Genomic DNA, 22192 nt, shown 5'->3' on the forward strand with positions numbered 1-22192 from the left:
AGCGAGCGCCTGTCGATGAATCCTGTCGATGAATCCTGTCGATGAATGCGGTCTCCTCAGATGAGAAGACCCGGAATATCAGCCAGCCAGTGCCTCGGGCGCTGCTGAGGCATCGAGGAGCCCCACCACCAGTCCGAGGACTATTTCGAAGGTTCGATCGCCGTCGAGCGAACCGGTGAGAAAACCAGCATTTTCGAGCACTATCACGCCATGGAGAGCTGAAAACGCGCTCACCTGGAAGTCGAGTGATACGTCGTCAATGCCGTACGACTTGATGATCGCGGCGAAGGCAGCGATGGCATCGGCGCTGGCGTCGGTGAACCCTTCGGGGTCGTGCGGTTGGCTCATTGCCAAGCCGTAGCGTCCAGGGTGGGTGCGGGCGTACTCCCTAAGGATGTGGGCCAGCGCCCGGAGCCCCCGCTCACCTGTCTTGCCCATGGCCTCGTTCCGGAGGAGCGTTCCGAGTTCCCGCATCGTGCGGTTCTGGAGTTCGCCTCTGAGTGCGTCAAGGCTGGGGACGTGGTTGTACAGCGACGACACCTTGACGCCGACGGCCTTGGCCAGCGCGGTCATGGTCAGAGCCTCCGACCCCTGCCTGTCGACAAGCGTCTCTGCTGCCGACAACACAGCTGCCCGGTCGAGGCGGCGGCGGCTGCCCTCGGTGACCATGTCGTGATTATACGAAACCCTTTCGTAAAGAGTCAAGGGGCATTCGGTCAATTCGGAGCGTCAGTGGCTCCCCAGTTGCACCGCTTTGACAAGGAGAAGGACGGCGCTGAGCACCAGGTATGCCCGCAGCGAGAGGATGCCGATCCTGAGGCCGGGAGACCACCGAACGGGCTTGAGCAAAGTGAGCGGGGGCATCCGCCAGGACATCTTCTCGGATGGGCTCATGACCGGAGTTGGCGGGCGGCGCCGGCCAGAACGGCGCGCGGCCATTCTCAGCCACAGGAAGGCGCCAGCGCCGGCGACCCCAAGCGTGGCGGACAACACGACGAGAACGGCGGTGACATTGATGTGAGAGAACAACGTGGTCGCCATGAGCGTCCCGGACAGCACCAGCAGAGTCCCGACGATCAGTGACGCGACCGCGTTCAACCACCCCGGGTTGATCCACGGGCCCAGCACCTCCGGATCGTTGCAAAGCAGCAGGAGGAAGACGCTCGCCGACGGCAAGAGCAGGCCTGCGAGGGCCTGCACCGAGGTGGTGATCAACCCCAAAGGCGCACCGGGGATGAGCACTATCCCGGCGGCCACCCCGACCATCGCGGCGTAACTCAAATAGAACTGCTTGGCTTCCCCGAAGCGGCGGTGAAGAGAATGGCGGATGCCGAAGACGTCACCGAACGCGTAACTGGTCGACAGGGTGACCGCCGCTGCGCCGATGACGCTCGCGTCGAACAGGAGGACGGCGAACAGCCCACCGAGGACGCCGCTCCTGTGTGAGAGGAGATGGGCCACACCAAGTGCGTCGGTGAAGTTTCCGAACCCGGAGGTTCCGGTGGCCGCGTAATTGGCGGTCACCATGATTGCGGCGGCTCCGCCCACCACGACCAACGAGCCGATGACCGTGTCCGCCCGCTCGTACGAGATGAACCGAGGGGTGATTCGTTTGTCGACGATGTTCGATTGTTGGAAGAAGAGCTGCCACGGTGCGACGGTGGTCCCGACGATCGCAATGATCAACAGGACAGCAGCCGACGTGACACCGCCGTGTATGCCGGGGACCACGAAGTCATGGGCGATCGTGCCCCAGTGCGGTTTCGAAAGAAAGAACATGGGGACCTGGATGAGGCTGATCGCGATGAAAACGAACATCGAGCGTTCCCACCGGCTGAAGCTCCCGCTGGCCATGATCGCTACAAGCGCGACAGCCGCGAAGGGGACGGCTATGTAGTGCGAGATGCCCGCATAGCTTGCGGCGAGCGAGATGCCGATGAACTCGGTGACGATGGTCAAGAAGTTGAGGACAAAGAGGTCGCCGACGCTGAACCAGCCCCAGCCCCGCCCAAAACGCTCGTTGATGAGCCGGGCGTGACCGACGCCGGTCACCGCGCCGAGCCGGACGACCATCTCCTGATTCACCACAAGAACCGGAATGAGCAGGAGCAGAGTCCAAAGCAGGGTGGTGTTGTAGTTCTGGCCCGCTTGGGCGTAGGTAGAGACGCCTCCGGCGTCGTTGTCGCCCACCATGACGATGATCCCGGGCCCAACGATCGCCGCCAGGGTGAGGAGTCGCTGCCGCAAGGTGCGGCGCTCGCCTACATCGGTGACCGAAATTTTCCCGAAGGCGCCCTGGATGTCTCCCAGGTGCGCTTCGTCGAGCACGGCGGACGGCCTGGCTCGGAGGTACCGGCCGGTCTCCGGCGTCTCCTCCGGCGCTTCCTCGGGGCGTGACTCTCCCGCCGCCCCGGGGCCCTTGGCGCCGCTGGCGGCTAGACGGTCCGTCACGGCTTAACCCCGAGGCTCCAGGCTCTCCTGCTCCGTAGCGGCCAAATCCCGCTCCGTCAGCACCGGCTCTGGATGTGTCGGAGGTTCTCGACGTCTCCAGTCATCTGGGATCGTCGCCTCCAGGATGTCGTCGACTGTGATAACCCCCACCATGTGGCCTTCCATGTCGACCACCGGAACCGTCATGAGGTTGTAATCGGCCATCAGGATCGCCACGTCTACGACGTCTGCGTCAGCCATAACCCGCACCGGGTCCGCGTCGACGATGTCCGTCAAAGGAGTATCGGGTTCGACCTGCAAGAGCCCTATGACTGTCGCCGTTCCGGCAAGACAGTCGTGTTCGTCGACAGCGTGGACCGTGACGAGAGCCTCCGGCTGAAGTCCTTCCGATCGTCTGATCCTCCGGAGGGCCTCCTCGACGGTCGCGTTCAATGGCACCGCCAAGAAATCGACGCCCATGATTCCGCCGGCGCTGGTCGCGTTGAAGCTCAGAAGCGTCATCACCTTCGTACGCGTACCCGCAGGCAGCAGGTTGAGCACATTTACGCGCCTCTGTTGAGGAAGGTCGGCGATGGCGTCTGCCGCGTCGTCAGCCCGCATATGGGCGATGACGTCGGCCACCTCGGTATCGGTCTTGTCCTCGAACAGCCGGTTCGCCGTATCAGGATCAAGCTCCTCGAACACATCGGCCTCGAGCTCCGGATCCGTGTGCACGACGTCGAGGATCTCCTCGCCCTCCTTCTGTGACGCGTCCTCGAGGAGATCCGCGATCTGAGCAGGTTTCAGCTTGCGGACCCTCCCGAAGCTCGCCCGTACGCGCACGCTGTCTTCATGGCCGATCAGCGGTTCGAACGCCTTCCAGTCCTGGCAGGGATGACCTGCGGTGGCAGGGATGATGCCGAACAAGCGCGCCGGGCGGCGGGTGTCCAGACACGTGAGGACCCATCCCTCGGCTGTTTCGGTCAACTCGATGTCCCAGGCACGAACCAGCTCCGCCTCGGCGACGTCGATCAGCCGGTGACCGAGGATGTCGCGGCGCAGGAGGACCTCGCCCTCCCGTCGTTCGAAGCTGCGCAGGTCCACGTTGGGATCGGCCAGGGTAACGTTGCCAGGTGCCAACTCGCTGATCCTGGCGACCGGCAGGAAGACCCTGCGGCCGCCCACTTTCGCGACCAACCCGGTCACCAAAGGAAGCTCGCCGCCGCGCAGGCGAACTATCACGTCGTCTACCCGCCCCACGCTCTCGCCGGTGGGCGACAGGATGTGACCCTTCAGCAGTGCTGAGAGCTTCACGCACGTACCCTACCCGTCTCGCCGAGGGATGGGCAGGCTACCGTTTGAGAGTCAGAGGCGTTTGAGGATCAGAGGGAAGACGCGCCCAGGCGAGTAGAGGTGACGACCCCAACAGAATCGAGCGAGGCCGGCGTCAGGTTTGGTCAACCGTCTGGTGGGGCGCGCTCGTCTCCCGGATTCGGACTGAGTGGTTCAGTTGCCGGTATTGCCGTTGTTGGGGCGCTTCTGGGCGGGCTCTTGTGGGCCGGCGCCGCCCGAAGTGTCGCCTCGGCTGCTCATCCGAGGATCTTTGGGGGTTCGCTCGTCCTCGAGGATCAGCGGCCTCTGACCGTTATCGATGTGGCCTCCGGCAAGGTCACCGTCCGGCTCCAGGGGATCGACACCCAGGTCGGTGCGTCTTCCTACGGTGACGTACAGGCGGTTCCAGTGTCCGTTGGAACAATGCTTGTCGATCGCAGGAGCGGAACCTTCAACCTGTTAGGCCATGACAACTACGTCGTTGACGCGGCGGGCCCCGGTGTTGGCTTGGGTGCTCTCTCCGGGTTGAACGGAGCGCTCGCCATGCCGGTCGGGCCGGCTGCGTACATAGTGCGTTTCGCATCGAAGAGCACCGTCTCGTTGGTAGACGAATCCACCGTTCTTGCCGGCGCAAGACTCGAAAGGGGGACGCTCCGCCAGCCGAGTGACGTCACTCCGAAGGGCTTCGCCGATCTGGGCGGGCCAGTGCTCGATCAGCCGGGGTCAGCGGCGGTACAGCCCACGTCGGGAGACTTGTGGGTCCTGGTCGGACGAGGCACAGGCTGCGACCTGCTGCAGCTACACCAGGCCCCGAGCGCACGGCAGGGCCTTCTTGCGTCCACCCGTGCGTCTTTTTCCGTCTCGTGTGCCAGGGCCGCGGTCGAGGCGATCCCCGACGCCGTTGCAGTGGCAACTCCAGGTGGGATCAGGTTGTTTACCGCTGGAGCGCCGGCGTCGGGCCGGGCCGTGATCATTCCGCCCGACACGCGCGCGAACGACTTCCTGCCGGTGACTGGCGCGACAGGCGAGATCTGGTTCCTGTTTGACTCCACCACGGGTTGGTCGGTCGTCGGCATTCGTCCGTCTGGCAGGACGAGCGGTCCGGTCCCGCTGGAGCACTTCGGGCCCGCGTCGCGGCCGTCCACTCCGGCTGTCTCCGCCGGTGTGCTTTACACCATGGACCAAGCTGCGACAGGGCAGCCCGAACTCTGGCGAATCTTCCCGGACACGGGCGCCATGGTGCCGGTGCAGGGCCAATCCGACTATCCCGCCAGAGGACCGACGGAGAAAGCCAGCTTCGATGGTGCGCAGGTGGTAGTCGAGGGTCCCAGGGTGGTGTTCAACAATCCCGGAAGCCTCTTGGCGGTCGTCGTCTTCACCGACCGGACCCATTCGCCCGTGGTCGTCGACAAGAGCGCGGCGGTGACGGTGAGCGCTACCGGTCCCGCAGACCTGGGGATCGCCCCGCAACCGGGCGCTACGAACACCTCGCCGACAACGGTCGCAGCACCGGGTCAGGTACCGGTCGTGCAGCCGGTGAGCAAGCAGGTCACCTGCGCGACGACGACCCAAAAGCCATACGCGCCACAGGTAACTTCGGTCACTGTCTCGTCCGCCACGGCGTTGATCGCTTGGTCGTACGAGTTGCTCGACCAAACCGACTGTGAACCGACTTCGTGGTCGGCGAGAGTGACGGCTCTCGGCGGAGCGCACCAACCGGACCAACCTGTTCAGTTCGTCAACGGGCAGAACCAACTTCTGTTCACCGGGCTCCGACCCGCGACCACGTACGAGGTGGTCGTCACCGCATACATCAACGCCCAATCGACGCCGTCCAGCCCGACCTCGTTCACCACGGCGGCACGAGGACCGGACGCGCCAGTGTCGGTGTCCACAGCTTCTGACGGAAGCGGAGACTGGGTGGTCTCGTGGACGCCGTGTACCGCTTCCAACTGCTACGTCCCCGCGGACACCTGGAACATCATCGGCTCGGCATGCGGCGCTTCGTATGTCGGCCAGCCGCCGCCCACCGTGCAAGTGCCGGGGAACCAGACAAGTGTCGTGATCAATGCCGACAGCCTCGGACTGCTCGGCGATTCCCTGACTTTCAGCGTTCAGGGGAGCCTCGCATCAGGTCTTCTGGGTGGCGCGACTCCCGATCATGGGTGCACAGAAGCGTGGCGGCCACCCGACCGCAACTTCATCTCTGTGAGTGGGTCGGGTGTGCAGAACGGTCAGACCATTACGGCAACGTTGAGGGTGTCGACCTCGGAGCCCGCGGTCGAGGCTTTCGGGAGCACCAGCACGCAGTTCATCTACAAAGTCGGCGGAAACACTGTCGGTCCTACCGCCGCGACGTCGGTGACCGTCCCCGGGCTTGCCGCCGGACAGACCTATGTGCCGTCCGTGGCCGTCTACCCGACCGGTCAACCGCAGGCATCGGTGACGGTGACCGGCCAACCGTTCTCGAAGAACCTGTCCTGGCCGTCGAACTTATCTGTGAGCATCCAACCATCCGTCGACGAACCAAACCCCAACCAGGGAAACCTTCAGCTCGCCTTCGCGAACGTTCCGCCCGGACAGATGTCCGCGTCGGGCTTCTATGTCTGTGGGAGCACCCAAGGCCCGCAGTTCGGCGGACCGCTCAGCAACGGGGTGCTCAACGTGACCATGGACCTCGTCTCGATGGGCGGTTCGTGTCATCTCACTGCGACACTGTCGGACCAGGATTCGTCGGTATACGGCCGCCCGTCCGACCCGTTGACCGCACCGTTCACGATCGGGACCCAACCCCAGTACAGCTTCATCGCGGCGATTCCCCAACCGTGTCAGCAGAGCTTCTGTCTCCCGCAGCAGATAGAGATCCAGGCGCCGGGAACGAAGACCTTCGACCGGGGCGGTGATTGGAAGATAACGACCAAGACTCACGGTTCCGGGGGCGGGGGATTGGCGGATCTGTGCGCCTCCTCCACCGCCCTGCAGACGCCACCATCGTTCCCGTACACGCTCAGCCTGCCGTCCGCGTGCCTCGACGCGACGAACGTAGACGTCTCTGTCTCGTGGACGTACCTCGGGTCTACGTCGATCGACGATGCAGGCACGCCACAGGGAACTCCCAAACCGCCACCGACCACCACGACGACAACCCCATCGACGACCACCACATCGACAACCACGAAAGCGGCAACTGGGACCATCCCGCCACCGCCGACCTCCGCCGGGAAGACTGGTGCAGCGACTTCCACGGCAGCCGGGCTTCTCGTTGTGGCATGGTGCTTCCGGCGCAGAGCGAGGAGCCGCTCCACCGCCGACAAGGGAAAACGCAAGAGGACGATGTGACCACCAGCCCTGAGATGAACGACTTTGTCCAAGGCGTGGATCGGCTGGTGGCCAACGTGTCCCGGGTGATGCACGGCAAGGATCAGGTAGTGCGTTCGGCGATCGCTTGTGTGCTGGCCGAAGGGCACTTGCTCATCGAAGACGTCCCAGGCGTGGGCAAAACGTCGCTGGCGCGAGCCATCGCCGCATCGATGGCCTTGACCTGGAACAGGATCCAATTCACACCGGACCTGTTGCCCACCGACGTGACCGGAGTATCGGTGTTCGATCAGGCGACGTCTACGTTCAGCTTCAGACCTGGACCGGTTTTCGCCAACATCGTGCTCGGTGACGAGATCAACCGCGCTTCACCGAAGACCCAGTCCGCTCTCCTCGAGGTGATGCAGGAGCAGACCGTCACTACCGATGCGACCGTTTACCGGGTACCGAGGCCGTTCGTTGTCGTCGCGACCCAGAACCCCATCGACCTCGAAGGCACTTATGTCCTGCCCGAGGCTCAGCTGGACCGGTTCATGATGCGGCTCCATGTCGGCTACCCGGGGCCCGAGGCGGAGGCGCAGGTCCTGCGCACGGAAAGGGATGAAGCCACGGTCGCCCACCTGCCGTCGGTCATGACCGGGGACGAACTGCTGGAGATGATCGAGTTCGTCAAGCGGAACGTCGAGGTAGCTCCGGCCATCGAGAATTACATCGTGGCGGTCTGTGCGCATACGCGCGCTCTGCCCGAGGTCCGGCTCGGGGTTTCACCGCGAGGCAGCCTCGCCATGCTGCGTGCTGCGAGGGTTGCGGCCGCGTGCGCGGGTAGGTCGTACGTAACCCCCGACGACGTCAAAGCAGTGGCGACGCCGACCCTCGCCCATCGAGTGATTCTCCGCCCGGACGCCGAGATCCAGGGGCGAACTCCCGAAGACGTGGTAGCCAGGGCGCTGCAGGCCGTTCCGGTGCCGCGCACACTGGTTCGGTGACCTGTGACCCGGCTCGGGATAGGCGCGGCGCTCGTCGGTGCTGGACTCACGGCCACCGGATGGCTCGCGAAATGGCCATCGGTGGTCGTGCTCGGTGTCGGGATCCTCGTACTCGTAGGCGCCTCGCTCGGCCACGTCCTTAGGCGGCCCCGGCTCGCCATAGTCCGTGCAATCGAGCCTCCGAAAGTTCAGAAGGGGTCGCCTGCAATCGCTTTGATTCACGCCACGAACCTGTCGCGGAGAACGCTGGCTCCCGTTCCCTTCGACCAGCGGCTTGGCGACGTGACCATGCGCGCGTTCCTCCCGCGGCTGCGTCGCGGCGAGCAGGGGATGCGGACATACCGGCTGCCTACCTCCCGGCGAGGGATTTTCGACATCGGGCCGGTCGAGGTCCCCAGAGCGGATCCGTTCGGTCTCTGCCGGACGGTGCAGCAGATGGGAGTTCCGCAGCGCATCGAGGTCCATCCGCGGCTTCTCCCCCTCAAGGCTCTCAAGACCGGCGCTTCGCTGAATCTCGAAGGCCCGTCGAGCGACATATCCCCACAAGGGTCGATCACGTTCCATCGGATACGCGAGTACGTGGTGGGCGACGAACTGCGAAAGGTGCATTGGCCTTCCACGGCCAAGACCGGGAAGCTAATGGTCCGACACAACGTCGACACCGCCCAGCCGTACACCGTTGTGCTTCTCGACCTCGATCCGGACCGCTATTCGGAAGAGACCTTCGAGGAGGCGGTGGACGTGTCGGCGTCGGTGCTCACGTCGTTGTCAACGGGCAAGGCCCCGGTGCAGTTGCGGCTCACCACTGGCGACCGCCTTGGCGGCCCGTTCCAACCTGACCCCACCGCGCTGATCGATTACCTCACCGAGGTGAAGCCGTCGTCTGCTGGGTCGTTGGACAGTGAGCTGCTCCTTCTGCGGAGGGATCGGGGAGGAACGGCGATGGTCGTCGTGACGGGGATCCTCGATCCCGGGGTCCTGCCCTCCGTCGCTGCCCTTCGAAGGCGCTTTGACCGGGTGGTGGCGATAACCATGGACCCTCGCCAAATCCGGGTGCCGGTCCATCCAGGCTTGACGGTGATTGCCGCCTCGACCGCCGATGAGCTGGCTCGCACTTGGAACACCCGGATCGCACGATGACAGGCGCGGTCACGGGCGAGCAGCGCGAGAGACGTTTGAACGCCGCGTTGTCATCGATCCCGTGGTCGAACGTCGCAATTCCGTCCGGCCTGTCGCTGGCGACCTTCGCGGCCGCATTGCCCTGGGTACACGCCTTCCGGATTGGGGGAGCGGTCGCCTTGCCGCTGTTGGCGGCGGTGCTGTCCGTCGCCGTAACCGCGACCGTCGCCGGCAGGCTTCGCCGTCCAGTTGCTGTGTCCTACGGCGTATCTGCGGCTGGACTGGTCGTGCTGCTGGTGGCCGGTACCGGATTGCACGTCGGTTCCGTTTTGCACGCGCTGGCCGACGTTCCCGATCGTCTGATCACCGAAACACTTCCGCTCAATGGGCCCGTTTCCATGTTGGCCCCCGTAATCGTTCTGACCTGGCTTTGCGGAGCAACGTGTGCCGAGCTGGTTTACAGAGCGTCGCGGCGAAGTGCACTAGGTGATGTCGCACTCGTAGTGCCGGTGGTGCTCTTCGTCTTCGGGTATGCCGTCACGGCTTCCGCGCCTGGCCGTGATCGTGTGGCGGGCGGCCTGCTCCTCGTCGGGCTGGTGTTCGTTGCCCTCGCTCGCCACGACCTTCTTGGATCTTCGGTAGTCGCGTCGGCCGCTCCCCCGGATTTCGGGGGCTTTGACCCGGACGACGCTGCGGTGTCTCCACCGGCGCGCCGGCTCCTGATCGAGGGATCGATCGCCGCCACGGTAGCGCTGGCGGTGGTTCTGACGCTGATCGTGGCTGGCACTGATGTGCTGTCGGGCAAGCCGGCCACCCTGAACAAGGCCCCGCCGGTTGCAGCATCGGTGATCGATGACCCGGTCGGAGCGACGTCCTCGATGAGAGACGGCGATCCGAGCCTCCACCCGTTCCCCGTAATGCGGATCGTCACGGATCGCCCCGCACCCGGGTATCTCAGCGCCGCGTTGCTCGACAACTTCGACGGCTCCCAGTGGACGTTCAATGCCACCTTCAAGCCGACCGGCGAGCGGATCCCGGCACCCCCCGGCGGCGTGCCGCTGATCGGCGGCCAGACCGTCGAGGCGAGCGAAGCGGTGGAGTCGGCGTTGCCCTTCGCGTTGTTACCCGCTCTCGACCGTCCGGTTTCGGTACGGGGATCGCCGGCCGTTGTCGACGCCTCCACTGGCATGATCCTTCCGGTCCGCCCGGGTCGGGGATCGACCTTCCGTGTCGTTTCCGAAGTTCCAGCCACCACTCTGGCGGGGGTGCCGACCGCGGACGGGATCGCAGTCGCAGCAGGAACGCCCCCCGGCACGGCCTCGCCCGACCTGGCTATTCCCCCTGACAGCAGCACCGCACTGGAGACCGCAATTCGGTTCGTCGCGAACGTCACGGGGGCTCGCCCGGCTCCGACCGCGGCGTTCTTGCAGCGGATGCTCCTTGCCTTGCACACGCAGGAGCGCAGGCTGAGCCCGTACGCTCCCATCTCACCGACAGGAAGCCAACCGGGACAAAGTTCAACGTCGGTTCCTGTTTCATCCTCGACAGTTGCTGGGTCGAGCGCGGGGCACCTGGAAGGTACTTCGCTCTCAGAGGTGATCAACGCGGTGACGATCAACCGGAGCGCGACTCCGGAACAGTTCGCAACGTTCATGGCACTGGTAGCCCGCGACCTCGGTGTACCGGCGAGGATCGCCACGGGCTTCCGTGTCGCGTCCGGATCAGCGCGCGAGACGGTGCCCGCCGGCGCGTACCAGGTCGACAACCGGCAAGCCTGGACTTGGGTCGAGATCCCAGTGTCAGGTATCGGCTGGGTGGCCGCCGACCCAACTCCCGATGCCGTCACGGGAGTCGCGGCCCCTCCACCGGAGGAGGCGCAGGCAACGCCGACAACTGTCCCGAACAAGGCCATCGCTGTCCCTAAGAACGCAACGACGGGGGGCCACGCGATCGCCAAACCAGCCCGGATCCATATTCACTCCGGCTCGGGTTTCCCCGCCTGGTTGATCTCTCTGATCGCTGCGGGAGCCGCGGTTGTGGTCTTGCTCGTGGGAGGACCCGGCCAGTCCGGGATCCGTCGGCGGCTTCGCAGGCGCGCCCGCCACTCCACCGACCCGACCTTGCTTGCCGCAGGAGCCTGGCTCGAGCTGCTCGACGGGCTCGACCGAGCGGGGATGCAAGTGCCTCGATCGTCGACGAGCGCGGAGATAGCAACCGAAGCTGCCGCACACTTCGGCGCGGTAATACGTCAGCAGGTAGCGGAAGTAGCGGAGGTCGCCGACCGCAGTCTCTACTCCACGCAGAACCCGCCGACCTTCGACGATGCGGTGCGGGTTTGGAGCGCACAGCGCGACCTGACCCGTGAGATCCTCGACGGCTTGGACCGGCGCCAGAGGGCGAGAGCTCTCATGGCCGTCGGCTCGAGCCCGAGGCGGCCCGACCGATGAGACGCAGAAGGCGAGGTGCCGGCTTTCAGGACATCCTGTCCGACTACTCCGGTCTCAGCGACATCGGCAGCGGACCCTTCGCCAATGTTTACGGGGCAGTGGAGAACGAGACCGGCCAACCGGTGGCTCTGAAGATCTTCGAAACCGATGCCGGGGTCTTGGAAATCCTCTCGCGCGAGATCAAGGACCTGGGTCGGGTCGATCACCCGAACGTGCTGATTCCCCGCCGTGTCGGGTCGACTCCCGACGACCGGCCGGTGGTGGTGATGGATCTGTGCGGGCAGTCGCTGGCCCAGGTGATCGGCGAGAGCGGACCGCTGAGCGCTCAGGAAACGGCAGGCGTCGGAATCAAGATCGCGAGCGGATTGGCGGCGATGCATGAGTGGGGTTTTGCCCACCAGAACGTCAAGCCTCAGAACATTTTGTCGACCCTCATGGGCGAGCCGGCGCTTTCGGATCCGGGCGAGTCGTCGCTTCACCTCTCGGTAAGGACGATGGCGGGCGGAGGGGTGTTTACCGCCTTTCACTCGCCGCCAGAGAAGTTTGAAGGTCACGCCGTGACGCCGGCAACAGATGTATACGGCCTGGCGTCGACCATGTACCAACTGCTGAGCGGCAGAGCCCCGTTCCAACCGTTCGACGAAGAGCCGCCGATCTCGGTCGTGCTTCGGATACTTCGGGATCCGGTCGCGCCGCTGCCTGCCGACGTGCCCTTTAGGCTCGCTGAAATCCTGGCAGCGGGGTTGGAGAAGTCCCCGGCCGCCAGACCGCCGAGCGCCGCCGCCTTTGCGGACCTGTTGCGCGAAGCGGCGGCTCAAGAAGGATGGACCGTCGCCGTCGCGCCGGCACGCCAACCGAGCCCCTCGCAGCCTGCGGCGCCGTCGGCCGACGCGGATGATCTATCGGCGGCGCGATCCCCCCAGCGATCATGGCGACGCAACCGCCGTGGGGTGACTCAACCCCAGGAAGGTGACCGCAACGTCGTCCTCCCCGAGGGCTCCCGGCGAGGAAGCATGGACCGGCCGCCGCGCAGCTCGTAGCAATCGCTGCCGCGGTCGTGGCAGTTTCTTAGGGTCATCGAAGCGGTGATGTTCGCCGCAAGGCGTCGAAGCTGACGCCATACCGCCCAAGAGGAGGCATGAATGGCCGAAAAGAAGAGCGCGTTGGCCGAGTTCGAAGATTTCGTCATGCAGGGCAACGTGATCGACCTTGCCGTGGCAGTGATCATCGCCCAGTTCTTCGGCGCGATCGTCAAGGACGTGGTCAACCTGATCTTGTCGCTCCTTGCGATACCGGGCACTAAGAAAGTCGACTTCTCGAACCTGACCGTCAGCGCGGGAGGTGCCGTCTTCAGGTACGGCGCGCTGATCACCGACCTGATCACCTTCGTTGTCGTCGCGGCCGTTGTCTTCTTTGCCGTGGTACGTCCGATGCGAACGCTTTTGAATCGCCGGCGATCGCACGCCGATCCGGAAAGCTCCGACCGGGCGTGCCCTCAGTGCCTCAGCGAGATACCCAAGGCCGCGATTCGGTGTGCCTTCTGCACTGCCGAAGTCGGAGCCGTCACTTAGTCATCTAGTAGTCAACGATTTAGTCACGAACCCGATTCATCCGCGCGGGCTGATGGTGGCACGGCGGCTTCGGTGCCGCGCCCGTAGAACAGCTTCTCTACGACACGTCTCGCCCGCCTCGTCCTGCGTCGGTAGTCGTCGCGCAGCCCGGTCGCGGTGGTTCCGAAGCTGCGCGCCAGTGTGGTGAGCTGATGTCCTGCGCTCGGCAGCGACTCGCCCGGAATGTCGCGGATCAGGCCGAGCCGGTTGCGGGTCTGCTCGCAAAAGCGATACGCGTCCATCAGCACGTTGCCGTCGTCGCGGCTGACTGCGCCTTTGTCGACAAGCAGACTTAGCGCTTCCATCGTTCCCGGCGAGCTCACCCGGTGCTGCAACTGCAGAAGCTGCACGGTCCATTCGATGTCAGCCAATGCCCCTGGCCCAAGCTTCAGATGGAACTCCGGGTCTTCGGAGGGCGGGATCCGTTCCCTTTCGACGCGGGCTTTGGTGCGACGAATCTGCCTGACGTCTTCGACCCCAAACGGGCGTCCCCATACGAAAGTCTTGGCGAGGGACTCGAACTCGGCCGCGACGGTTCGATCACCAGCCACGAACCTTCCCCGTAGCAGCGCTTGACGTTCCCAGGCCTGCGCCCACCGCTCGTAGTACGCCGCGTACGCTTCGACGCTTCTGGCTTGAGGACCCTGCCGTCCTTCGGGGCGAAGCGCGGTGTCGACCCGGTAAATCTCGCTTGGAGGCGTAGAGCCCTCGATCATGCGGGCAATGGCCGTTGCCGCGCCTTCCGCTGTCGCCGCGGTGGCCGCCCCATCCGAGCTGCCGGGAGTCGCCCCTGTAAGGCCTTCTGATGGCTTGTTGCCGTATACGAACAACAGATCCAAGTCGCTCGAGTAGGCCAGCTCGCGGCCGCCCAGACGTCCCATGCCGATCACGGCAAAGGGAATCTGAGGTGCCGCCTCTTCCACGGCGACCTGGATCACCGCTTCCGCCAGATCCGACAGCGACCTGCCTGTCACCACCACGTCGGCTAGTCCAAGTACGTCGCGTACAGCGATCCGAAGCATCTCGACGCGACCGAATTCGCGCAGTCCTTGCTGAACTGCGATCTCGCCAGATCTCCAAGCGAGCATCCCTCGTGCACGGGTGTGTAACTCGTCCCGTGAACGGTCGCTCAAGAGCTCTCCGCTCCCCAGGTCGCCGAGCAGCTCGGGATGACGCTGAAAGTCCCTCGTGAACCGAGGTCCGGTTCCGAGCAGCTGGCAGAGCTGACGTGCTGCTTCCGGTGACTCTCTGCAAAGTGTGGTCAACTGGTCTCGACAGTGGGGTGACGAAGCCAGCGTTCTCAGGCCGAGTAGACCCTGATCCGGGTCGGGTGCCCCGGACAGCCAGTCGAGCAGGACTGGGAGCATCTGGTTCATGAGCCGGGAAGTTCGCGAGAAGCCGCGAGTCAACTCTTTGATCGCCTGGTGCGTGCGTGCTGCGTCGGCAAACCCGAAGGCTTTTAGGCGCGTCTCGATAGCTTCGGCCGGCAGTGTTCCCGCGGCGCGGGTCGGCACGGACGCGAACGCCTCGAGCAATGGCCGGAAGAAAAGCCTCTCGTGAATCGCACGGACGATCAATTGGTGCCGGCGTAGGTCCTCCTCGAACTCAGCGAGGGCGGTCCTGCTGGGAGCGTCCCGGTATCCGAGCACCCGGGCGAGACGGGAACGGGACTGCTTTGCAGGCGGCAGCGCGTGAACCTGCTGGTCTTCCTCGAGTTGAAGCCGGTGCTCGACTGTTCTGAGGAAGATATACGCATTTTCCAGAGAGGCCGCATCGCCCGCATCGACGTAACCGCCGGCGGCGAGTGCACGCAAAGCCGGAAGCGTCGATGGAGAGCGAATGTCGGCGTCCGCCCGGCCATGCACCAGCTGCACGAGCTGAACCGAGAATTCGATGTCGCGGATACCGCCCCGGCCGCTCTTGAGTTCCCGCGCAGCCAGTCCCCGCCGGTCGATCGCCTCTTCCGCTCGGCTCTTCAGATGCCTGACCTGCCGGAGATCATCCGAGCCGAGCAGCCGCTCCCAGATCCTGGCAGCTGCTTCCGACTCGAACCTCGCACCCAACTTGCGATTCCCTGCGACGGCTCTGCTCTTGAGCAGCGCCTGGAACTCCCACGATTCGGCCCATCGATCCCAGTACGCGGCGTAGGACTCGAGGGTTCGTACGAGGGAACCTGCGCGGCCCTCCGGACGCAGGTCGAGGTCGACCCGCCATGCCCTTCTCGCCAGATCCAGGAACCGCCTGACGTCCCCGAGGTCGGGTTGCCTCGAGCTGCCGACGAGCAGGACATCGACGTCGCTCGAGTAGTTGAGCTCGCTTCCGCCGAGCTTTCCCATCCCTATGACGGCGAGGTCCTCGTCAACGCCGGCGACATGACAGGAGATGTCCAGGACCTCGGCGGCAAGCGACGCAAGATTGGATCCGACCGCCTCGAGACCGTCCAGGCCGATCAGGTCCCGAGCCGCAATCCGAAGGGTCTCCAGCCGTTTCGCCCGGTCGATGCGGTAGCCGTCGTCGCCGGCCACCGATTCGAGATCCACAGGCTGATCGAGGTTGGCGAGAACCTCGATCGCCAACTCGTCGGTGACGCACAGCCGCCCCAACCAGGGGCTGGCCGCGGCGATAGCGACCAAACCTGCACGCAGGTCCCCGTCAGAGGCGATCCGGTCGACGGCGCCTTCATGGGCTGTGGCCACCCGGTCGAGCAGCAGCGCAGCCGCGGACGGGTCGGCGCTCCTCTCGACCTCGTCCAGTTCCGTGGGCGTCCACGTGGCCACGCAACCAGTGTGGAGCAACTCGAGCAGAGACATCGGCCGAGCCTCTAGCAATGGATTACCATAGAACACTATGAAACGGTGTCATATCGGATTGCTGGTGATATTGGTCACACCGGATCCCGACGTACTCTCATCTGGTGACCCGCCTGCGTCTCGCGTTGGCGCAAATCGACCCCGTGGTCGGTGATCTCGGCGGCAACGCCGAGCGGATCATCGCCGCCCTTGGTGTAGCTGAGGACGCCGGCGCCGACCTTGCCGTGTTCCCCGAGCTGGCAATAACCGGCTACCCGCCGGAGGATTTGTTGCTCAAACCGGGGTTCGTCGCGGACAACTGCGCGGCTCTTGCCAAGGTCGCTGCAGCCACCGAGCGATGCGTTGCCGTCGTCGGTTTCGTGGACGAGCAGATGGACCTGTACAACGCGGCTGCGGTGTGTGCCCGCGGAGAGGTGCGGGGCGTGTACCACAAGCAGCTCCTGCCGAACTACGCGGTGTTTGACGAACAGCGCTACTTCGCGCCGGGAACCGGGGCAGCGCAGCTTTTCGGCATCGGGGGAGTGAGGGTTGGGGTCTCCGTTTGCGAGGACGCATGGAGCCCGACAGGGCCGATCGCCAAGCAGGCTGCGGCGGGCGCGGAGCTGATCGTCAATATCAACGCGTCCCCCTACTACATGGACCGGGTTCAGGAGCGAAAGCAAATGCTCGCGACGCGCGCCGCAGACAGCAGCTGTGCACTCGTATACCTCAACTGTGTCGGCGGGCAGGACGAGCTCGTGTTCGACGGGGGGTCTCTCATCTTCGACGCCGACGGCCGTCTCATCGCTTCGCTCCCTCAGTTCGTCGAGGACATCGCGGTCGTCGACATCGACGTCCGGCCCGTATACCGGAAGCGCCTGCTCGATCCGAGAGGAAGGGTGACCTCGTCGCCGTTACCGGTCCTCGAGGTCACCGCGGAGCCTCGCCATGGGCGCGAGTCCGAGCGGTTGCCTCTTCCCCTTGCGCAAACGTTGGATCACGAGGCGGAGGTGTACACGGCCTTGGTGACCGGCACCCGTGACTACGTCCTGAAGAACGGATTCTCGGATGTGGTCATCGGCCTTTCCGGCGGGATCGATTCTTCGCTGGTTGCAACCATCGCCGCCGACGCCCTTAGTTCCAGCCATGTTCACGGCGTAACGATGCCATCTCGCTTCTCATCCGCGTCCTCGTCGGACGATGCAGCCCAGCTCGCGTCGAACCTCGGGATCGACTTTCGGTCGATCGCCATCGAATCGGTTCACTCGGCGTTCCTTGATTTGCTGCATCCGAGCTTTGCCGAGCGCGCAGAGGACCTCACCGAAGAGAACCTCCAGAGCCGGATCCGCGGTGTGCTCCTGATGGCACTCTCCAACAAGATGGGGTGGCTCGTCCTCACCACCGGCAACAAGAGCGAGACGGCCGTGGGCTATTCGACTCTCTACGGTGACACCGCCGGCGGGTTCGCCGTGATCAAGGACGTTCCGAAGACTCTCGTTTACCGGCTTTGTGAGTGGCGTAACGCCAACGGATCGCGGCCGGTCATCCCGGAGAACGTCCTCACCAAAGCACCGTCCGCCGAGTTGCGCGACGACCAGCGCGACGACCAGAGCCTTCCCCCCTACGAAGTGCTCGACCCGGTGTTGATGGACTACGTGGAGGGTGATCTCACAGCCGGGGAGCTCGTGGACGCCGGATACGACCCGGAGATAGTCAGGCAGGTGGTTCGCCTCGTCGACCTCGCGGAGTACAAACGGCGCCAGAACCCTCCTGGTGTCAGGGTCACGCCGAAGGCATTCGGACGCGATCGGCGCATGCCGATTACCAACCGGTACCGGTAGGCCGCCGGCTTCCTGCCAAGTACACTTACTGGGGTGAACGTCTCGGCTGTCAGCGTGAGCGTGCCCCGGCGGGCAAGATCCCCGAGGGGACAAGGAGAGCAGCTGCGGGACGAGATCCTCGCTGCGGCTGAGCGAATCCTGATCGAGACGAACGATCAGTCGGCGTTATCGATCCGGGCGATAGCTACCGCCGTTGGGGTGACTCCGCCCTCGATCTATCTGCATTTTGCCGACCGCAACGACCTGGTCTTCGCGGTTTGCGAACGGCACGCCGAGCAGCTTGAACAGGCGATGGCCGACGCGGCGGAGGGCGTGGACGATCCGTGGGAACGCATCCGCCGGCGTGGCTACGCGTACATGCGTTGGGGTCTCGCCAACCCGGAGCACTACCGGATCCTGATGATGAGCAGGCCCGATCACACTCCCGACCGATTCGTCGACGAGCGGCTCGCTGACACTGCCGGTCTCGTCCCGGTCGCCGAAGATGTGGATGCGGCGATCGCGACCGAGCAGGTCGCGTCCCACGACGATCCGCTCGAGATCACCAAGATGCTCTGGATGATGATCCACGGGTTGGTTTCACTGGTCATCTCCAAGCCCGAGTTCCCCTTCGGGTCCGTCGACGTGGTGTACGACAGGCTCTTCGAGGTAGCTCATCGCGGTCTGGTTCCGCATCCGCCGGCCGCCGAAACCTAACGACCGAACCGTGTCGCTCACACTCGAGGACTCCGCGCGCCTCGCCGGCGGTCACTGTTGGGTCGAGCGGCGCCTGTTCGAGATAACCGGCGGCTGGGTGGCTTCAACTCCTGAGCCGGAGGTGAAGCTGATGCTCGACCGGCACAGCCAGCATCACGCGTGGCGGGCGGAGCAGTGGTGGGATCGCCTACCCGTGCTCGACGATGTCGACCGAGACGCGCTTGTAGCGCCGCCTGGGCCCTCCGTCGCCGCCGTGGTGTCCGCCCTGGCTGACGTGCCACCAACCGTCCCGCGCCTCGCCGGCCTTTTCCGCGTCGCCCTGGCCCGCGTCCACGTGTCGTACCGCAACCACCGCGCTCTCGCAGGGCCCGTCGCCGACGCCTCTGTCCTTCGCACCCTCGACATCGTCGGTCCCGATGTGATCGGGGACTGGACCGAGGGCGAAGCAGTCCTGCAATCGCTTCTTACCAACCGCCAAGCGGTTCAGGATGCATCCGCGACGGTCCTGAAGCTCGAGGGTTTGCTGGCGGAATAACTTCCTTTCCGTCGGCCCTCTATCTGCCAGCCGGCTACGGAAAATCGACCATGATCGATTTTCTCGACCCACTTGGGCCGGGGAGCGACCGATGTCCAAGCCGTTATCCCAGCCGTCAGGCTTCGCCGAGCTGTGAACGATACGACCGCCACGCGATGGCCGTCGCGCCCCCGCCGGCGGCGGCCACGGCAGCCGCAACCGAGCCCCACGTCAATACGCGCCGGCGACCATGGCGCCGGCGGGCCATGTCGGCCGCTTCCACGACCGCATCCTCCTCCGGCACCGCAATATCGTCGGCACCTGCCGGCTTCGGTAGCTGAGAAAAGTTGAGCACCTCCCACTCCCGCTCGGCTGCGACGTGGCGAAGGTGGCGATCCGGGTTCACTGCGATCGGGTGCCCGACGGTCTCGAGCATCGGCAGGTCAGTAGCGGAGTCGCTGTACGCGTACGAGGCGGCGAGATCGATTCCGTCTCGTTCGGCGATCTCCAACAGTGCGTCAGCCTTCGCCGGGCCGTAAACGTAGGTGTGAAGTTCGCCGGTGTAGCGGCCGTCATCGTCGACGACCGCGACGCTTGCCACGGCCTCGTGCACCCCTAGCCGTTCGGCGATCGGCTCCACGATCTCAGCCGGAGCCGCCGAGACCAGATAGACCCGCCGGCCCCGGGCAATGTGATCCCTGATCAGCTCGCGCGCCTCCACGTAAGTGATCGGATCGACCGCTTCGGCGAGGGCCGCGACAACGATCCCCCTCACCTGGCCGCTATCCCACCCCTGAGTTACCGCCAGCACGGAGCGGCGAACCTTCTCGAGCCGGCGGGCGCCCGCTCCCCGGTGGCGGTAGACGAGCTGCCTGCAGGCGCCTCTGGCCAGGGCACGCCTGCTGACCAGGCCTTCCCTGCGGAAGTGACCGGCAAACGCCATGATCGAGGCCCGGTCGATGACGGTCTTGTCGAGGTCGAAGAACGCCGCCTCCATACCGCGCACTTTATGGTCACCGTCCACCACTGCGGTGTCGGTATCGCCGAAATTTGGCTTTAGCCGGGGGGCGAGGTAATCGCACGGAAATGTCGAATTAACTTGTTGAGGGGCGGCGACGTGGCCGGACAGAAGGGACATAGGGGTACGACGTGGACAGGTTGATGGACTGGCTGGTCCAGCGGCAGGGCGCGCGCAAAGGCCTTTCCGCGGCCGGAGCGGCCCTCGTCCTGGTAGCCGTCGTCTTCCTCGCTTTCCCCGTTTACACCGATTTCGTACACAACGGGCTGCAAGGGAAGCTGAGCAAGGAGCTCGGCACCTCGTCCACCAAGCAGGCCTACCTGGCAGGAGCTTTGAAGTCGGGCCAGAGCCTCACGCGAATCGAAATACCCAAGCTCGGCGTCAACGTCGTGGTCGTGCAGGGGATCGACGAAACCTCTCTGAAGGCGGGTGCGGGGCACTACCCCGAGACTCCGCTGCCGTGCAACGTGGGCGACGTGGCGATCGCCGGTCACCGGACCACCTACGGGAAGCCCTTCGCCAATATCGACCGGCTCGCACCGGGCGACGAGATCATCCTCAAGACGCCGATCGGGGCTTGCGTCTACCGTGTGAGCCAGGCTCCGTTCGCGGTGCTTCCGACCGATTGGTCGGTAGTGGCGAACACCCCGGGACAGTTCACGCTCACCCTCTCCGCGTGCCACCCGAAAGGCTCCGCGTCTCACCGGCTCATCATCAAGGCCGCAATGGTCAGCTCGGATCTGGCGACGTGAGCGCGGACAATTCGGGCGGTCTCCGCGTCCGGGTGGCTCGCCGGCGCCGAATCCTCGGCCGCGTCGCACTGGTCGCTTGGGCTGCGGGCGCACCGATGACCGCAATCGGCTTGGCCGTCGTTGCCGCTGCCGGACCGGCGTACGCGTCGGGCACGAGCACCACCACCCCGCAATCGCCTCCGCCTCCCCTCAACGTAGCTCTATCACCGTGTGATCCTCCGAGACAGGGAGCTGCGTGCGGCGTCGACCCATCGCAACTTCAGGTCAACATCCCCGGCGGCACGGACGTCACGGCGGTTGAGGTTTCGTGGGTATCCGAGCCCGGCCGCTCCTCGCCGGTGCCAAGCGCAAACCCCCCCACCCTCCTTCAGGTATCCAACTCGGCTTCGTGCGGTGGGGGCCTGTGCTGGGGCTGGCCACAGTCGATCGACTACAGAGCGGACGGCAATCCGTGGGTTCTCAACGGCACCTACCAGGTGAGCCCGTGCGCCGGCCAAAGCACCAACTCGTGCACTCCATCGGCGAATTACACGCCGTCGCAGGTCGAGATCGCCGCCGCTCCGGCCGTTCCGGCGAACTTGAGCGCGTCCACACAAGGCGGGACGATAACGCTGCGTTGGCAGGCCGGCCCGGAACCCGACCTGGTCGGTTATCTCGTCACTCGCAACTCCGAGGACATCTATACCTGCAGCATCAATGGCTTCGGTCCCGGAGCGGGGCACCCGTGCGCGTCGCCGCCGTCTTTTTCCGATAACCCCGGGCCCGGCACCTGGAGGTACCAGGTCGAAGCCCTTCGTTTCGGGCAGGACGGTTCCGCCGCGCACGTCATCCGGTCGCTCCCCGCAACTGCAGTGGCGAGCGTGGCGGGCGCCGCCGTGGGTGGAAATGCCGGAAGCGCAGGAAGCGCAGGCGGGAACCAGCCAGCCGTACACATTTTCATCCCGCCCATCCCGGCGGCTGGCGTAATGCCGTCGTTCATCAGCCCGACGGGCGTTGCAGGTCGCGCGCCGACCACTGCAAACGCCCCGGAGGGCGAGCCTGGTGTGACCCAGGGCAGTCCCAACCTTCCTTACGCCGACAATCCAGCGCTCGCCGGTGCTCAGGCAGAGGCGACCGGGACTTCCGAGCGGCCCCCGCCGAAGCCCGTCCGCAACGTCAACTCGGTCGCCGAGATCGCGCTTGCGGTCATCGCGCTGTCACTGGCAATCCACGCGTGGTACGTCCGCGACGAGCTCCGACGAGCGGCCGCCCGCGTCGCCGCCCGGCAGGCGATCGATCAGCGGGGACTCCAATCCACGTGAGTCGCCGCCGGCTGCGCTCCACGGACCGGTCCACCGTCG

General features: G+C 65.1%; 16 protein-coding genes. 11 read left to right on the forward strand and 5 right to left on the reverse strand.

Features of this window, described 5'->3' with window-relative positions; genetic code table 11:
• Positions 1–78 precede the first annotated feature (78 nt).
• The 3 genes from VFZ97_16425 to VFZ97_16435 are packed head-to-tail and all read right to left on the reverse strand — an operon-like array spanning position 79 to position 3744.
• Positions 79–669 carry a TetR/AcrR family transcriptional regulator gene (locus VFZ97_16425; GenBank protein ID HEX6395020.1) on the reverse strand — a complete coding sequence of 197 codons (591 nt, stop codon included), beginning with the start codon at positions 667–669 and terminating at the stop codon, positions 79–81.
• 60 nt (positions 670–729) lie between these two features.
• On the reverse strand, positions 730–2451 hold the full coding sequence (locus VFZ97_16430; protein ID HEX6395021.1) for an NRAMP family divalent metal transporter: 1722 nt from the start codon (positions 2449–2451) through the stop codon (positions 730–732).
• Between the two features lie 3 nt (positions 2452–2454).
• Positions 2455–3744, reverse strand: coding sequence for a CBS domain-containing protein (locus tag VFZ97_16435; protein HEX6395022.1), 1290 nt, complete (start codon positions 3742–3744; stop codon positions 2455–2457).
• Positions 3745–3843: 99 nt separating this feature from the next.
• Between VFZ97_16435 and VFZ97_16440 the strand changes: the two genes are divergently transcribed.
• The 6 genes from VFZ97_16440 to mscL all read left to right on the forward strand — a co-directional run bounded on the left by VFZ97_16440 (position 3844) and on the right by mscL (position 13203).
• A complete protein-coding gene (locus VFZ97_16440; protein HEX6395023.1) occupies positions 3844–7101 on the forward strand; it encodes a fibronectin type III domain-containing protein in 3258 nt (1085 codons plus the stop codon).
• On the forward strand, positions 7098–8066 hold the full coding sequence (locus VFZ97_16445) for a MoxR family ATPase (GenBank protein HEX6395024.1): 969 nt from the start codon (positions 7098–7100) through the stop codon (positions 8064–8066). The genes VFZ97_16440 and VFZ97_16445 overlap by 4 nt, the downstream gene beginning before the upstream one ends.
• Before the next feature lie 3 nt (positions 8067–8069).
• Entirely contained in the window at positions 8070–9206 is a 1137-nt protein-coding gene (locus VFZ97_16450) for a DUF58 domain-containing protein (GenBank protein ID HEX6395025.1), read from the forward strand.
• Positions 9203–11632, forward strand: coding sequence for a transglutaminaseTgpA domain-containing protein (locus VFZ97_16455; GenBank protein ID HEX6395026.1), 2430 nt, complete (start codon positions 9203–9205; stop codon positions 11630–11632). Before VFZ97_16450 ends, VFZ97_16455 begins: the two co-directional genes overlap by 4 nt.
• Complete coding sequence (locus tag VFZ97_16460) at positions 11629–12672, forward strand: serine/threonine-protein kinase (GenBank protein HEX6395027.1); 1044 nt, start codon at positions 11629–11631, stop codon at positions 12670–12672. The genes VFZ97_16455 and VFZ97_16460 overlap by 4 nt, the downstream gene beginning before the upstream one ends.
• 102 nt (positions 12673–12774) lie before the next feature.
• Complete coding sequence (gene mscL, locus VFZ97_16465; protein ID HEX6395028.1) at positions 12775–13203, forward strand: large conductance mechanosensitive channel protein MscL; 429 nt, start codon at positions 12775–12777, stop codon at positions 13201–13203.
• Between the two features lie 23 nt (positions 13204–13226).
• Here the strand turns inward: mscL and VFZ97_16470 are convergent, their stop codons facing one another.
• Positions 13227–16052, reverse strand: coding sequence for a bifunctional [glutamine synthetase] adenylyltransferase/[glutamine synthetase]-adenylyl-L-tyrosine phosphorylase (locus VFZ97_16470; protein ID HEX6395029.1), 2826 nt, complete (start codon positions 16050–16052; stop codon positions 13227–13229).
• A 104-nt stretch (positions 16053–16156) separates the two neighbouring features.
• On the opposite strand from VFZ97_16470, the gene VFZ97_16475 reads away from it, so the two are divergent.
• The 3 genes from VFZ97_16475 to VFZ97_16485 are packed head-to-tail and all read left to right on the forward strand — an operon-like array spanning position 16157 to position 19103.
• Positions 16157–17872: an NAD+ synthase gene (locus tag VFZ97_16475; GenBank protein ID HEX6395030.1), complete on the forward strand. Its 1716-nt coding sequence runs from the start codon at positions 16157–16159 to the stop codon at positions 17870–17872.
• Positions 17873–17905: 33 nt separating this feature from the next.
• Complete coding sequence (locus VFZ97_16480) at positions 17906–18568, forward strand: TetR/AcrR family transcriptional regulator (protein ID HEX6395031.1); 663 nt, start codon at positions 17906–17908, stop codon at positions 18566–18568.
• 10 nt (positions 18569–18578) lie between these two features.
• Positions 18579–19103, forward strand: coding sequence for a hypothetical protein (locus VFZ97_16485; protein HEX6395032.1), 525 nt, complete (start codon positions 18579–18581; stop codon positions 19101–19103).
• Between the two features lie 115 nt (positions 19104–19218).
• On the opposite strand, the gene VFZ97_16490 is transcribed toward VFZ97_16485, so the two are convergent.
• Positions 19219–20079, reverse strand: coding sequence for an HAD-IB family hydrolase (locus tag VFZ97_16490; GenBank protein HEX6395033.1), 861 nt, complete (start codon positions 20077–20079; stop codon positions 19219–19221).
• A gap of 152 nt (positions 20080–20231) precedes the next feature.
• Here VFZ97_16490 and VFZ97_16495 point away from each other — a divergent pair, with 152 nt between their 5' ends.
• Entirely contained in the window at positions 20232–20852 is a 621-nt protein-coding gene (locus tag VFZ97_16495; GenBank protein HEX6395034.1) for a class E sortase, read from the forward strand.
• On the forward strand, positions 20849–22153 hold the full coding sequence (locus VFZ97_16500) for a hypothetical protein (protein ID HEX6395035.1): 1305 nt from the start codon (positions 20849–20851) through the stop codon (positions 22151–22153). The genes VFZ97_16495 and VFZ97_16500 overlap by 4 nt, the downstream gene beginning before the upstream one ends.
• The last annotated feature ends 39 nt before the right edge of the window (positions 22154–22192 follow it).

Source organism: Acidimicrobiales bacterium, from assembly GCA_036378675.1.
Taxonomy (GTDB): domain Bacteria; phylum Actinomycetota; class Acidimicrobiia; order Acidimicrobiales; family Palsa-688; genus DASUWA01.